The sequence below is a fragment of the Streptomyces sp. NPDC059785 genome (assembly GCF_042732375.1).
Taxonomy (GTDB): Bacteria; Actinomycetota; Actinomycetes; order Streptomycetales; family Streptomycetaceae; genus Streptomyces.
The window spans coordinates 39,445-53,794 of sequence record NZ_JBHWHV010000008.1; the positions used below are offsets into that span (position 1 = coordinate 39,445).

The 14,350-nt window shown below is 73.7% G+C and carries 7 protein-coding genes; 6 read left to right on the forward strand and 1 reads right to left on the reverse strand.

Annotated features, from left to right (window positions below; all coding sequences use genetic code 11):
• Positions 1-3 precede the first annotated feature (3 nt).
• Together ACFV6E_RS08495 and ACFV6E_RS08500 are read left to right on the forward strand one after the other, a co-directional pair.
• The gene (locus ACFV6E_RS08495; RefSeq protein ID WP_385460061.1) at positions 4-4,278 is read left to right on the forward strand and encodes a TIGR02680 family protein; all 4,275 of its coding nucleotides are present in this window, start codon (positions 4-6) and stop codon (positions 4,276-4,278) included.
• The gene (locus ACFV6E_RS08500; protein WP_385460063.1) at positions 4,275-5,558 is read left to right on the forward strand and encodes a TIGR02679 family protein; all 1,284 of its coding nucleotides are present in this window, start codon (positions 4,275-4,277) and stop codon (positions 5,556-5,558) included. The genes ACFV6E_RS08495 and ACFV6E_RS08500 overlap by 4 nt, the downstream gene beginning before the upstream one ends.
• Positions 5,559-5,886: 328 nt before the next feature.
• Here ACFV6E_RS08500 and ACFV6E_RS08505 read toward each other — a convergent pair whose 3' ends face one another.
• Entirely contained in the window at positions 5,887-7,008 is a 1,122-nt protein-coding gene (locus ACFV6E_RS08505) for a mannose-binding protein (protein WP_385460065.1), read from the reverse strand.
• Positions 7,009-7,279: 271 nt separating this feature from the next.
• Here ACFV6E_RS08505 and ACFV6E_RS08510 point away from each other — a divergent pair, with 271 nt between their 5' ends.
• From ACFV6E_RS08510 to ACFV6E_RS08525, 4 genes are all read left to right on the forward strand, one after another.
• Positions 7,280-7,978: a type VII secretion system-associated protein gene (locus tag ACFV6E_RS08510; protein WP_385159818.1), complete on the forward strand. Its 699-nt coding sequence runs from the start codon at positions 7,280-7,282 to the stop codon at positions 7,976-7,978.
• Positions 7,975-9,201, forward strand: coding sequence for a ricin-type beta-trefoil lectin domain protein (locus tag ACFV6E_RS08515; RefSeq protein WP_385460067.1), 1,227 nt, complete (start codon positions 7,975-7,977; stop codon positions 9,199-9,201). The genes ACFV6E_RS08510 and ACFV6E_RS08515 overlap by 4 nt, the downstream gene beginning before the upstream one ends.
• A gap of 280 nt (positions 9,202-9,481) precedes the next feature.
• A complete protein-coding gene (locus ACFV6E_RS08520; protein WP_385460069.1) occupies positions 9,482-12,799 on the forward strand; it encodes a right-handed parallel beta-helix repeat-containing protein in 3,318 nt (1,105 codons plus the stop codon).
• A gap of 161 nt (positions 12,800-12,960) precedes the next feature.
• Entirely contained in the window at positions 12,961-14,253 is a 1,293-nt protein-coding gene (locus ACFV6E_RS08525; protein ID WP_385460171.1) for a S8 family serine peptidase, read from the forward strand.
• The last annotated feature ends 97 nt before the right edge of the window (positions 14,254-14,350 follow it).

Consider the following 14,350-nt stretch of genomic DNA (forward strand, 5'->3'; position numbering starts at 1 on the left):
AAGGTGAACCGCATCCCCACCGCCTCGCCCGGCCACGCACTCCCCTTCCCCGCCCCCGGCCGGTGGCGGCCCCTGCGCATCGGGCTCGTCGACCTGTTCCACTACGACGTCGAGGAATTCTGGTTCCGCGACGGCCGGCTGCTGCTGCGCGGGAACAACGGCACGGGCAAGTCGAAGGTGCTCGCCCTCACCCTGCCGTTCCTGCTCGACGGGGATCTCTCCGCGCGCCGGGTCGAGCCCGACGGTGATCCCGGCAAGCGGATGGAGTGGAATCTGCTGCTCGGCGGTGAGCACCCGCACCCGGAACGGCTCGGCTACACGTGGATCGAGTTCGGACGGCTCGACGAGACAACGGGGGAACCCCGTTTCCGCACGCTGCTGTGCGGACTGAAGGCCGTCGCCGGACGCGGCATCGCCCGCCACTGGTTCGCGGTGACCGAGCAGCGGATCGGCGCCGGACTCGACCTGCTCGACGCGACCGGCACCGCCCTGTCGCGCGACCGGCTCGCGGAGGCGGTCGGCAGTCGCGGCATGGTGTACGACACCGCGAAGACGTACCGCCGAGCGGTCGACGAAGCCCTCTTCGGGCTGGGGGAGCGGCGCTACGGCGCTCTCGTCGACCTCCTCATCCAGCTGCGTCAGCCCCAGCTGTCCAAGCGGCCGAACGAAGCCGCCCTGTCCCGGGCGCTGACCGAGGCGCTGCCGCCGATGGACCAGGCGGTCGTCGCCGACGCGGCGGAGGCGTTCAGGTCGCTGGACGAGGAGAAGGAGGAACTGCGGGCCGCGCGCGAGGCCGAACAGGCGTCCTCGGGATTCCTCGGCTACTACCGTCGCTACGCCCTTATCGCCTCCCGGCGCCGGGCCCGTCTGCCCCGCACCGAACACGCCCGCTACGAACACCTCCAGCGGGAGCTGGTGAAGGCGCAGGGCGACCGGGAAGCGGCCGTGGCGGACCGGACCGAGGCCCAGGAGAGGGCAGCGGTGCTCGACGAACGGGCGGCGCGGCTCACCGCGCAGGATGCGGCCCTGCGAGGCGGCCCTGAGATGCGTGACGCCCGTGCGCTCGACCAGGCCTCGGCCGACGCCTCCCGCACGGCGGCGGACCTGGCGCGGTCCGAGGCCGACCGGCTGACGGCGGCTCAGGCTCACACCCGGGCCCTGGGCCGGCTCGCCACCGCGACGAACCGGCTCACCGCCGGGCAGGAGACACTGGACGACATCCTGGGCCGGGTGGCGGAGAGCGCCGGGGCCGCCCGGCTCGATGTTCCGCGCACCGAGGGAGCACCCTTCACGGTCCTGCGCCGCGCGGCGGACGAGGCGACGGCGAGCAGACGGCGCGCCGTCGAACACGTGGAAGCCCTCGCCGTACGGGCAGAGCGGGCCGAGGAGACCCGCAGAGCCGCCCGGCTGCGCGCGGACGAGGCCGACGAGGAGGCCGTGCACAGCGGGGAACTGCTGGCCGAGGCGGAGGAAAGCATCGCGGAAGCGGGGCGCGAGCTTGTCGCGGCCGTACGCGAGCACCTCTCGGGGTGCGCGGAGTTGCGGGTGCCAGGGCTGCCGGGGGTCCTGGACGCGGTGCAGGGCTGGGTGAGCGGCGTTCAGGGCCCTCACCCGGCACGTACGGCCGCTGCCGAGACGCACCGCGCTCTCGCTTCCGGGCTGGCCGACCGGGCCGCCGCCCTGGCCCATCGCGAGGCGGCCGTGACGGAGCGGCAGCGGTCGGTGGCACAGGAACTGACCGCGCTCGAAACGGGTGGGCAGCGCGGTCCGTCGGCGCCGTACACGCGCACCTCCGACGTCCGGGAACGTGGTCTCGGGGCCCCGCTGTGGCGGCTCGTGGACTTCCGCCCGCACGTCACCGAGGCCGAACGGGCCGGACTGGAGGCCGCGCTGGAAGCGTCGGGGCTGCTCGACGCCTGGGTACGGCCGGACGGTTCCGCGGTCGCGGCGGACGACGGGCACGACGTGCTGCTCGAACCTCTGGATCCCCTGGACCCGCCAGGCGGCGGTCTCGACCGTGTGCTGTGTCCCGCGGTCGACCACGCGGACGTGGGAGCCGCCGCCGTGGGGGAACAGACGGTCCTGCGCCTGCTGGCCTCCCTCGGGCTGGCCGGCGGGGAGGGCGGTAACCGCACCTGGGTCGCCACGGACGGGCGCTTCCGCGTCGGCGCGCTGACCGGCAGCTGGGGCAAGGACAGCGCCCAGTACGTGGGGGAAGGAGCGCGGGAACAGGCCCGGCGCACCCGGATCGGCGAACTGCACGCCGAGCGGACGGCGTTGGCGGCCGAGCGTGAGGAGCTGGCCGAGGCGCTGCGCGCGGTGGCCGGGCGCCGTCGCGTGCTCGACGCCGAACTCACCGCCGTACCGGGCGAGGACGACCTGCGCCACGCCCACGCACGGGTCATCGCGGCGGCCGACGCGGTGCGGCGGGCCCGTACCCGGCAGCGGGAGCGGGCCACGGAACTGGCCCGCGCGACAGGCGAGGCCGACCGCGCGGCAGCCGAACTCGGCGAGACGGCGGCCGCTGTGAACCTCCCCGCCGACCGGGAAGGGCTGGGCCGCGTGCGGCAGGCGCTCGCCGATCACATCGCCCACCTCGCGGCGCTGTGGCCCGCCCTGCGTGAGCGCGCGGACGCCGAACAGACGGTCACCGGGGAGCAGGCCGAGACCGATCGGGCCGAACTGCTCGTTGCTGAACTCGCCGAACGCACCACGGAAGCGACCGGTCTCGCCGCCGCGGCGGACGAACGCCTGCGGACGCTCCGCTCCACCGTCGGAGCGGCCGTCGCCGAACTCCAGCGGCGGCTGGAGGAGACCGCGGCGGCCGTACGCGTCTGCGAGACCGAACGGCAGCGTGCTCAGTCGGACATCCGCGAGGCCGACCGCCGAGCCGGTCATGCCGAGGGGCGCATCGAGCGGCTCGCCGAGGACGTCACGGACGCCACGGCCGCGCGTGAGCGCGCCGTCGCGGCGCTCCAGCGGTTCGTCTCGACGGGGCTGCTCGCCGTCGCCCTCCCCGACCTCGCCGTACCGGACGACGACGGCGGAACGTGGGCGGCGACCCCAGCCGTGAGCCTCGCCCGTGCCGTCGAGTCCCGGCTCTCGGCCACCGACGACTCGGACGCGGCCTGGGAACGCGTACAGAAGCGGCTGAGCGAGGAGTTCGGCCGGCTCCAGGACGCGTTGTCCCGGCACGGTCACACCGCGACCGCCCGTCCGAGCGAGGACGGCATGCGGGTCGACATCGTCTACCAGGGACGGCAGCGCGCCGTGCCCGAACTCGCCGAAGCCCTGGCCACGGAGGTCGCCGAACTGACCCGCATCCTGTCGGCGCACGAACGGGAGATCCTGGAGACGCATCTGATCACCGAGGTCGCCGGGACGCTCCAGGAGCTGATCGGAGCCGCCGAACGTCAGGTACGCGCGATGAACCGGGAACTCGAGGAGCGGCCGACCTCGACCGGGATGAAGCTGCGCCTGGTGTGGCGGGCCTCCCGCCGGGCCCCGCAGGGGCTGGCCCAGGCCCGGGAGCGGCTGCGCCAGTCCGCCGACGCCTGGTCGCCGCAGGACCGGACCGCGGTCGGCGCGTTCCTCCAGGAACAGATCGCGCGCCGCCAGGCCGACGACAGCTCCGGCAGCTGGCAGGAGGATCTGACCGCCGCCCTCGACTACCGGGCCTGGCACGAGTTCGGTGTCGAGCGCCACCAGCACGGCAAGTGGGTACCGGCCACCGGACCCGCCTCCGGCGGCGAACGCGTCCTCGCGGCGTCCGTGCCCCTCTTCGCCGCGGCGTCCTCCCACTACGCGAGCGCGGGCGGCGCGCACGCACTGCGTCTGGTCACCCTGGACGAGGCGTTCGCCGGAGTGGACGACGACTCGCGCGCCAAGTGCCTGGGCCTGCTGCGCGCGTTCGACCTCGACGTCGTCATGACCAGCGAACGGGAGTGGGCCTGCTACCCGCAGGTCCCCGGCATCGCCATCGCACAGCTCTCCCGCGTCGACGACATCGACGCCGTCCTGGTGACCCGCTGGGAATGGGACGGCAGCGACCGGCGGCGCGGCCCCGAGCCCGGCGCGACCACGCGCGCGGCGGCGATCCCCAGCCAGGCGGACGGCCACGTACGGGTACGGGAGGGCGGCGACGGCGGCGACGGCGGCGACGCGGTGGGACCGGCCACCGTGGAGACACGTACCGGTGGCGCGGCAGGAACGGCCACCGGCGGGACATGTACCGGTGGCGCGGACGGCACCAGCGAACAGGGGTCCCTGTGGACGTGAATCCTCCGGTTCCGCGGTCCTCGGCCGATCCGCAGCCCACGACCGGCGGACAGGTCGACGCCGCGCGCCTCGGACGGCTGCTCGGGGACGCCGGCCTCGCCTGGTTCCTGGAACGCGTCCGTCAGCGGATGGCCTCCGGCAGACCGCTCACCGGCACGGTCACCCTGGCGCACCCGGACGAACTCCAGCGCCGGGCCGCCGAGCGTCTTCTGGGACGCACCCCGGGCGCGGGCCGGTCCCTCACCGTACGCCTGGACGCGGTGGACGCGATCCTGCGCGACTCCGGTGTCAGTCCTGGCGGGCTGGAGGCCGCGGTGGTGGCACTGACCGGACCCGTCGCCGTGCACGCGGAGGTACGCGGCAGGCGGGAACGAGCCTGGCAGGAGGCGTACGGCCCGCTCGACGCCCTGGACGCCGGGCTGGCCGAGTGGGCGGACCGGATACGCGAGGACGGTTACGTACGACGGCTCGCGCGTACACCGGAAGCCGCTGGTCCGCTGGTCACCGCCGCCGTCCGGGCGCTGCGCGCGCTGCCCGCGGTTCCCCCGACGTCGCGTGCGACGTTCGCGGCACGCCATCTCTCCGGCGCCCATGCCCTGGACGAGGGGACACCGCTCGCCGCTCTCGTCCTGTCAGGGCTCCGGTGCCTCACGGGGTTTCCCGACGGTTCCGGTGCCGAGTGGCGAAGGGAAGCCTGGGCCTCGGCAGGCTTGCTCAAGGACGACGTGTCGTCCACGGTTCTGACCCTCAACCTCAGGGGCACACCGGCCCTCGACTGGACGGCCGACGCGGGAGAGCCCGCGGTCCTGACGCTGCGGTCCCTCACCCGCCACGCTCAAGGCGTTGTCCTCTCGGGAACAGGTGTCGTGCACGTGTGTGAGAACCCGGCCGTCCTGTCAGCCGCGGCCGACGCCCTCGGCCCCGCGTGCCCACCCCTGGCGTGCCTTCAGGGGCAGCCCTCGGCCGCCGCGCTGACACTGCTGCGTGCCTTGTCCGCGCAGGGGGCCGAAATCCTCTACCACGGTGACTTCGACTGGGGCGGGATGCGCATCGCCACGGCCCTGGGGCGAGGTGTCGCGTGGCGGCCGTGGCGGTACGGAGCGGCCGACTACCGAGCGGCCGTGTGCAAGGTGGCCGAGCCGCAGGAGCTGGCAGGAGCGTCCGCGGCGACTCCATGGGATCCGGCCCTGGCCGTCGCCCTCACGGAACACGGAGTCCGGGTCGAGGAGGAGACGGTGCTCGACGATCTGCTGGCGGACCTGGAGAAGCGGGCGCGCTGATGTCGGCGCCCTTGAGCCTGATCTCCCCCGGTCCGGGCCGTCGTGCCGTCTGGCAGTACACCTTCGACGTCTCCTCCGATACTTACGTGACGGAGCTTCTGTGCCAGGCACTCACTTCGTAGGCCGAGCACACCGGACGCCGAGCACACCGGGCGGCGGTCCTGACTGCGGGGGGACGGACATGGTGCACCTGCGGGACGGCCGGATCGACCAGGTGATCGTCTTGACCGGCGACCTCAAAGCCTGTCCAGCCACTCACGACGCTGTGCGGTGAGTCAGCCGGCGGCCGGACGCGGGCAGTTGGGCGTCCGACCGGGCAACGGGGCGGTCAGGTCGACCAGAGAACCCCGCCGTTCTGCACGATGACCACCTTCGCGTCGGCTCTCAGGATCAGTTGGGCGCCCTCGTGGCCGTCTGTCCGGGAGGCCCAGACCGGGCGGTTGTCCGGGGTGTAGACCACGAGGTTGCCGTCGTTCTGGAAGGTCGCGTGGTAGTTGTCGCCGAAGGTCATCGTCGCCCAGATCGGCTTGCCCTTCTCGTTGTAGACGACCAGGTTGCCGTCCGTCTGCATCACCAGGCGGATGCGGTTCGTGGTCCACGCCTGGTTGACCTCGAGCGTGCTGGGCGCGGACACCGTCTCGGTGGTCCAGTTCGGCTTCTCGGCCTTCTTCGGCGCGGACTTGCTCTTCTTCGCCTCGGGCGTCTTGCTCGGCGTGGGCTCCGGTGCGGGCGCGGCGGGGGCGGAGGTGCTGGGAGCCGCGCTCTTCTTCGCCTTCTTCTTCTCCGGCGACGGGCTCGACTTCCCCGCCACGTAGTCCTCGAGGTCGGCGGGGGCGGTGTTCGGGTTCAGGACCGTGTCCGCGCTCACGCCCTTGGCGGTGTCGTGGCGGTCCTCGTCGTGCCCGCTTCCGGCCAGCAGCAGCGGTATGGCGATCAGGGCGGCGCCGGCTATCGCCGCTCCCGCCAGGACCGGTTTGCGGGGGCGTCCGCCGTCGACGCCGGTGCCGGACTTGGTGTCCGGCGGCGGCGTCGCGGCGGCCACCGCGACCGCGACGGCCTTCTGATCGGACGCCTCGGCGGTGTCGGCGACGGGTGCCGCGGGTGCCGCGGGTGCGGTGGCTGCGGCGGGTTCTTCCGCTGAGGTTGTGCTCGTCTCCGACTCGGCAGGCGGCTGCGGTTGTGGTGACGACTTCGGTGCCTTGCCGGCCTTCTCGGCCTCCTCGGTTCCCTCGGCCTTCTCGGCCTTTTCGTCCGGTGCGCTGGGCGCGGACGGCTCGGGCGACTCGGACGGCTCGGACGACCGTCCGGTCTTCTCCGCGGGAGCGGCGGCAGCCTTCGCGTTCACGCCGCCGCCGGAAGCACCGGAAGCGCCGGGAGCGCCGGCCGCTTCGGTCGCGCCTTCCGCTTCGGCCGCGCCTTCCGCGCCCGGAGTCTCGTTGTGGGGGGACATCGGGTACTCCTCCTCGGGGGTGCCCAACTTAGCCCGTCGCTTGAGCAACGGTCGCCCTCTCGTCCCAACCGTCACGGCGCTTTGTCCGGCCACGCCTGACTGTTTCCCAAAAGTTCTCCGGTCGGGCAGGAAACGGGCAGGCCGGAGGGCGATACGGGCCTTCCCCGGGCCGCTGCCGACAGGGGCCGTATGGCATGCTGTTGACTTCTTGATCCGAATCGTGCTTGCGTGCGCGCATGCCGCCCGTACCGCCCCAAGAGTTCAGGTGAAGATGCCCTCCGCCGCCGATGCCGCCGAGGCCACCGATCCGCCCGAGATACCCCAGGCCGTCAAGGACGCCGCCCGCCGTGCGCCCGGGCACTGGATCGGTGTCGTGGATCCCGAGTGGACCGAGGAGCGGACGCCGCCCGAGTGGGCGGTGCTGGGGGAGTGGCAGTCGGACGACAGCGGGGGCGTGAGCGAGTACCGCGCCAACCCCGCGTACCGGCCCTCGGCGCGGATGCTCGGCTGGCCCGAGCCCACCGATCCGGTCGACGCGGCGGCACAGCGGGCCGCCACCGGTTACGGCTCCGTGGACGACGCCCTCGCCGTACTCGCGGAGGCGGACGTCACCATGGTGCGCGGGCCGGACGGCCTGCCGCTCATGGCCGCCGGGCGGGACGGGGCGCCGGTGGTGCTCGTCTTCACCTCGGCGGAGCACGAGTTCATGTCCGAGGCACTTCACCATGACCGGACATCGGTACGGGAACTGAGCCGTTCGCTGAGCGGTTCCGGCACGCGGCTGATGGTCAACGCCGGGGCCGCGGCCCCCCTTCTCGTACCGGCGGACAGTCTTCCCGACTCCTCCCAGAACTCTCCCGGCTCGCCGGATCACACCGTTCCTCCGGCCGCGGCCCCCACGACCTCCTCCGCGGACCGGACCGACAACTCCCCTGAACCCTGGCCCCACATCACAGGGAGGAACCCGTGACGCGTTCGGCCCACCAGCCCCCCACTTCCCCCTCATCCGCCGCTGCACAGGCCGAGACCTCTTCCGACGGCGAGGAGAAGGCCGCCCCGGTCCCGGCCGGCCCGGCAGCCGCGGCTGCCGCCGAGCCCGAACCCGTAGCGGCGAAGGCCGAGAAGACCGAGAAGGCCGAGAAGACCGAGAAGACCGAGAAGGCCGAGAAGACCGAGAAGGCCGAGAAGGCCGAGCCCGAGGCCGCTGCTGACACCGGTGCCGGGACCGAGGTTCAGACCGGCACCGCGGCCCACGCCGAAACCGCCTCCGCCCCGGAAACCGCCGACCCCGCTCCTGACGCGGACGCCGAATCCGCCGCCGAGTCCAAGAGCCGGCTGCCCGCCTTCGTGCGGACCATGACCGCCACCGCCATCGACCGGCCCCAGGCGGAGGCCGGTCCCGTGGGGCGGCCGAACCGGGCCGTGCTCGCCGGGGCCACCGTCGCGGGCGCGCTGCTCGTGTCGGTGCCGTTCCTGGTGCTCGGCGGAGACCACGACGACGACGGCCGCAAGGTGCCGACCGCGGCCGAGACCGTGCTCGGCGGCGGTGGGCAGGACTCGCCGGGAGACTTCGCCGCGAGTACGCCCGACAGCAGCCCCTCGGACGGCGGTGTCTCGGAGAGTCCGAAGAAGTCCGCCGACGCCGGCAAGTCCGGTGCGTCCGCGGAGAAGTCGACGCCGAGCGCCTCGGCGGAGGGCAAGGACGACGGCGGCAGCGCGGCCAAGAAGGACACCGGTGAGAAGAAGTCGTCCAAGAAGACGTCGGGCAGCGGGAGCAACCAGGCGTCCAAGGCCGGTGCCGTGACCTTCAGCGCGCCCATGGCCCTGCGCAGCCATCTCAACGGGCGCTGCCTCGACGTACCCGGCGGCGACTTCAGCGACGGCAAAGCGCTCCAGATGTGGGACTGCAACAACGCCGTCGCGCAGAAGTGGCAGTTCGCCTCCGACGGCACGATCCGCATCCAGGGCAAGTGCCTCGACGTGGCCAACGCGAACTTCAGCAACACCACACCCATCCAGATCGCCTGGTGCAACGGCAACGACGCGCAGCAGTTCGTGCTGAACGAGGCCCACGACCTGGTCAACACCGTCGTCGGCATGTGCGTCGACATCAAGGACGGCAACCGGGACAACCGGGCGGCGCTGCAACTGTTCCGCTGCACCGGCGCCGACAACCAGAAGTGGAGCGTCTGACCGCCGGACGCTCCGGAACGGGAGCGCCGGACGTTCCAGGACGGGAGCGCCGGACGTTCCAGGACGGGAGCGCCGGACGTTCCAGGACGGGAGCGCCGATCGCTCCCGACCGCTCCCGCTCGACAACGGGGGGCACCCCGTCCGTTCAGACCGGGAGCACCGCTCCCGAAACCCGCCCGCCACGAGGGCAAGGCATGATGGCACCGTCGGCTCGCCGGCCCGCGCCCCCGGCGAGGTGGGGCGCCGGCTTCGGACGCCGCCTGAGCAAGGAGGTTGGTGCGTGTCGCGCCAGGTACTGACGGTCGGTCCCGGGGACCAGGACCGTTACCGGACGATCGGTGAGGCGCTCTCGGCTGCCCGTACCGGCGCGCTGATCAGCGTCCGGCCCGGGACGTACGCGGAGAACCTGGTGATCCACACCCGGGTCACCCTCACCGCCGCCGAGGGCCGGGGAACGGTCGAGATCCGGCCGCGTACGGGCAGCGTGCTCTCGCTGCGCGCCGACGCCGTGATGCTCGCCGAACTCACCCTGCGCGGCGGCGACGCCGAGCAGCCGGCCGTGGACGTGCGGCGCGGGCAGGCCGCGCTCGACGGCTGCGAGATCATCGGCGCCGCCTGGACCGCCGTACTGGCCGGGGGCACGGGCTCCCTCGCGCTGCGCGAGTGCCGGGTCAGCAACTCGCAGGGCGCGGGCATCGTGGTCACCTCGACCACGCCCACCACCGTGGAGTCCTGCACCCTGGAGCACCTGGGCACCAGCGGTCTGGTCGTCGCCGAGCAGGGCGAGGCCCGGATGCGCGGCTGCACCGTGCGCGACGCCCGCGGCAACGGCGTACTGGCCAACGGCGAGGCCCGCGGCACCGTCGAGGACTGCGACATCTCCTCCACCGACAAGCCCTCCATCGCCCTGGAGCAGAACTGCACCCTCACGGTGACCCGCACCGTGGTGCACGACACCAGCACGGGCGTGCACCTGAGCAGCGCGGGCCGTACGACCCTGGAGGACGTCCGGGTCACCGGCGCCTCCGGGAACGGCATCGCGCTGGCCCAGGGCACCGACCCGGTGCTGCGCCGCTGCCGGGTCTCGCGCACCAGGGGCCACGGCGTGCTGGTCACCGACCGGGCGCGCGGCACCTTCGAGGACTGCTGGGTGGACGGCGCGCAGGGCGTGGCGCTGCGGGTCGCCGGAGCCGCCTCGCCCGCGCTGACCGGTCTGACGGTCCGTGACTGCGAGCAGACCGGGCTGCTGCTGGAGGAGGACTCCGCGGCCGAACTGGACCGGCTCGAGGTCATCGGCGGTGCGCCCGCCGTCTCCGTGCGCGGCGGCGCCAATCCGCTGCTGCGCCGGGCGAGACTCGTCGAGCCCTCCGGTGACGGCATCGCCGCGAGCAAGGACGCCCGTGGCCGCGCCGAGGACTGCGAGATCGTACGGCCCAAGGGCGCCGGCGTGCGGGTGGCCTCCGGCAGCACGCTCTACCTGGCCGGCGGCGGGGTCTCCGACACCGCCACCAGCGGCCTGGTCGTGGAGGACGGCGGCAACGTCACCGTCCGCGACTTCCGGATCGAGATATCCGGGGAGGAGGGGGTGGTGGTCGCGGGCGGCGGTGAGCTGACCGCCAACCGGACCACGGTGCACGCCGCGCAGGGGCACGGCTTCCTGCTCCACGAGGGCGCGCTCGCCTCGCTCAGCGGCTGCGAGGTCAGCGGCGGCGCCCAGGACGGCTTCCGGGTGGAGTCCACCGCGCCGGTCTCGATCGTGAACTGCATCGCCCGGGAGAACGAGGGCGGCGGCCTGGTGCAGACGGCGCCCGGCGAACGGCTCGCCGTGGAGGGGCTGACCAGCAACGACAACGGCAAGCGTGACGCCTGGGGCAGCGGCAGCGCGGAGAACACCGACCCGGCCGGGTCCGGTGCCGCGGACGCGCCTCCGCCGGACCGCGCGGACGGCCCGCTCGGCGCCCTCAACTCGCTGATCGGCCTGGAGAACGTCAAGCAACAGGTGCGTACGCTGGTCAATCTGACCCAGCTCGCGCAACGGCGTGAACAACTGGGCATGTCCGCCCCGCCGATGAGCCGGCATCTGATCTTCGCCGGTCCGCCCGGTACCGGTAAGACGACCGTGGCCCGCCTCTACGGGGCGATCCTCGCCGAACTCGGTTCGCTGCGCAGCGGGCACCTCGTGGAGGTCTCCCGCGCCGACCTGGTCGCGCAGGTCGTCGGCGGTACGGCGATCAAGACCACCGACACCTTCCAGCGGGCGCTCGGCGGGGTGCTGTTCATCGACGAGGCGTACACGCTGACCTCCGACAGTGGCAACGGCGGCGCCGACTTCGGCCGCGAGGCGGTGGACACGCTGCTGAAGCTGATGGAGGACCACCGGGACGAGACGGTCGTGATCGTCGCCGGGTACACCGGCGAGATGGAGAAGTTCCTCGCCTCCAACCCGGGTCTCGCCTCCCGCTTCTCGCGGAGCGTCGAGTTCGAGAACTACTCGGTGCCCGAGCTGGTCGCGATCATGGAGAGCATGTGCGCCCAGCACCAGTACGAGCTGGGCGAGGGCACCGCCGAGGCGCTGGCCGCGCACTTCGAGGCGATGCCGCGGGACGCGGGCTTCGGCAACGGCCGTGCCGCGCGCGGCGTGTTCGAGGAGATGGTGGACCGGCAGGCGGTCCGGCTCGCCACCCTCCAGACGGTCGGCGAGCGTGATCTGCGGCTGCTGCTGCCGGAGGACGTCTCCGCCACCGCCGCCGCGCAGGCCACCGACACCGCGGTCCCGGCCGACGACCCGCTGACCCGCCTCGGCGACATGATCGGTCTGGCCGAGGTGAAGCGCGACGTCGCCGACCTGGTCAACCTCATCACCACCGCCCGGCACCGGGCCGCCGCCGGTCTTCCGGTGCCGTCGCTCAGCCACCACCTGGTCTTCACCGGCCCGCCCGGCACCGGCAAGACCACCGTCGCCCGCCTCTACGGGGAGATCCTGACCCAGCTCGGTATCCTGGAGCGGGGTCAGCTCATCGAGGCGGCCCGCGCCGACCTGGTCGGCCGGTACATCGGCCACACCGCGCAGCTCACCCGCGAGGTCTTCGAACGGGCCCGGGGCGGTGTGCTGTTCATCGACGAGGCGTACACCCTCACCCCGCGCGGCGGCGGCAACGACTTCGGCCAGGAGGCGGTGGACACGCTGCTGAAGCTGATGGAGGACCACCGGGACGAGGTGGTCGTGATCGTCGCGGGCTACACCGACGAGATGGAGCGCTTCCTCGCCTCCAACCCGGGTCTGGCCTCCCGCTTCCCGCGCCGGGTCGCCTTCGCGGACTACTCCTCCGAGGAACTGGTCACCATCGTGCGTTCCCAGGCCGCGAGCATGGGCTACGAGTGCGGGCCCGGCACCGGGCCCGTGCTCAAGGAGTACTTCGAGGCGCTGCCACGGGACCGGTCCTTCGGCAACGCGCGCTCGGCGCGCCAGGTGGTCGAGTCGATGATCACCCGGCAGGCGGGGCGGCTCAGTTCGCTGGCCGCGCCGACCCTGGACGACCTGCGCATCCTCCTGCCCGAGGACGTCGTCGCCGTGGCTCCGAAGGCGGTCCAGCAGTGAGGCGGCCCGCTCGCGGGGCCGCCCGCGCGACCGCCCATGGCGCCGCTTCCGGCGCCGCCCACGGAGCCGCTTCCGGGGCTGCCCATGGCGCTGCTTCCGGGGCTGCCCGCCGACCGGCCGCGGCCGTCGCCCCCGCCCGTTCGCTGCCCGCGGCCCGTCCGCTGCCTGCCGCCCGTCTGCTGACCGGCGCCGGGCTCGCCGCCGCGCTGCTGCTGTCCACGGGAGCCACGGCTGCTACGGCCACCACGGCTGCTACGGGCGCCACGGCCGCCGCGGCCCAAGCTGCGCCGCCCGTCTCCGCCCCGGTCGCCGGCCTGCCCGCGGCTCTCCCGGCGGCCGACGGGGGCAAGGCGCAGGAACTGCCCGCCATGCCACCCGCGTTCGACCCGGACGCCGACGACGTGACGTGCACCGCCGCGTCCAAGGAGCAGGCCAAGAAGCAGGACTGGTCGCGCCAGCGCCTCGACCTGGACCGGCTGCACCAGTACAGCACCGGTACGGGCGTCACGGTCGCGCTGATCGACACCGGGGTGGCGACCGGCGCCGCCGGGCTCGACGGCCGGGTCACGGCCGAGGGCACCGCCGGGGACGACTGCGTCGGGCACGGCACCTTCCTGGCCGGGCTGATCGCCGGGGACGGCGGGGACAGCCCGCGCCTCGCCGGGGTCGCCCCGGGCGCGAAGATCCTCGCCCTGCGCGGCACCGACGAGCGCGGGCAGGCGAGCGCCGACCTGGTCGTACAGGCCGTGCGGCAGGCGATCGAGGCCAAGGCCGACGTGATCGCGGTCGGGGTGGCCCTGACGAAGCGTGACTCGGCGCTGACCCAGGCCGTCGCCGACGCCCGGAAGGCGGGTGCGGTGGTGGTCGCCGCCGCCGCTCCGGACCCGACCACCAACAACAGTTCCGACGAGACCCCGTCCCGTACGTACTGGCCGGCCGGTGAAGCCGGGGTCCTCTCGGTCGCCGACATGCTGCCCGCGGGCACCCGCCCGGACACCGCGCTGCCCACCACCGGCATCGACCTGGCCGCACCCGGCGCCGGGGTGGTCTCCGGCGGTCCGCGCGGCGACGGCCACTACCTGGGCGGCGGCGCCTCGGTGGCCGCCGCCTACGCCGCCGGGGCCGCCGCGGTGGTCCGCGCCACCCACCCCGACGACTCGGCGGACGCCGTCGCCCGGCGGCTGACCGCGACCGCGTACCCGGCCGACATCCCGCAGCTCGACCCGTACGCCGCCGTCACCACGGTCCTCGGCGACGCGGGCTCCGGTGCCCCGGCCAAGGCCGAGCAGGCCGCGGAGCCGGTCACCGTCCGGGACACGTCGTCCGCCGACCGCGCCATGGGCCGCGCGACCCTGTTCGTCATCCTCGGCACGGCCGGTGTGCTCGCGGTGCTGTGGGGTGCGTTCGTCCTGCCGCGGGCTCGGGCGCGGGGCTGGCGTCCGGCCGGGAAGTAGCGGGTGGGGCTCGGGCGCGGGGGTGGCGTCCGGCCGGGAAGTAGCGGGTGGGGCTCGGGCGCGGGGGTGGCGTCCGGCCGGGAAACAGCGGGCGGCA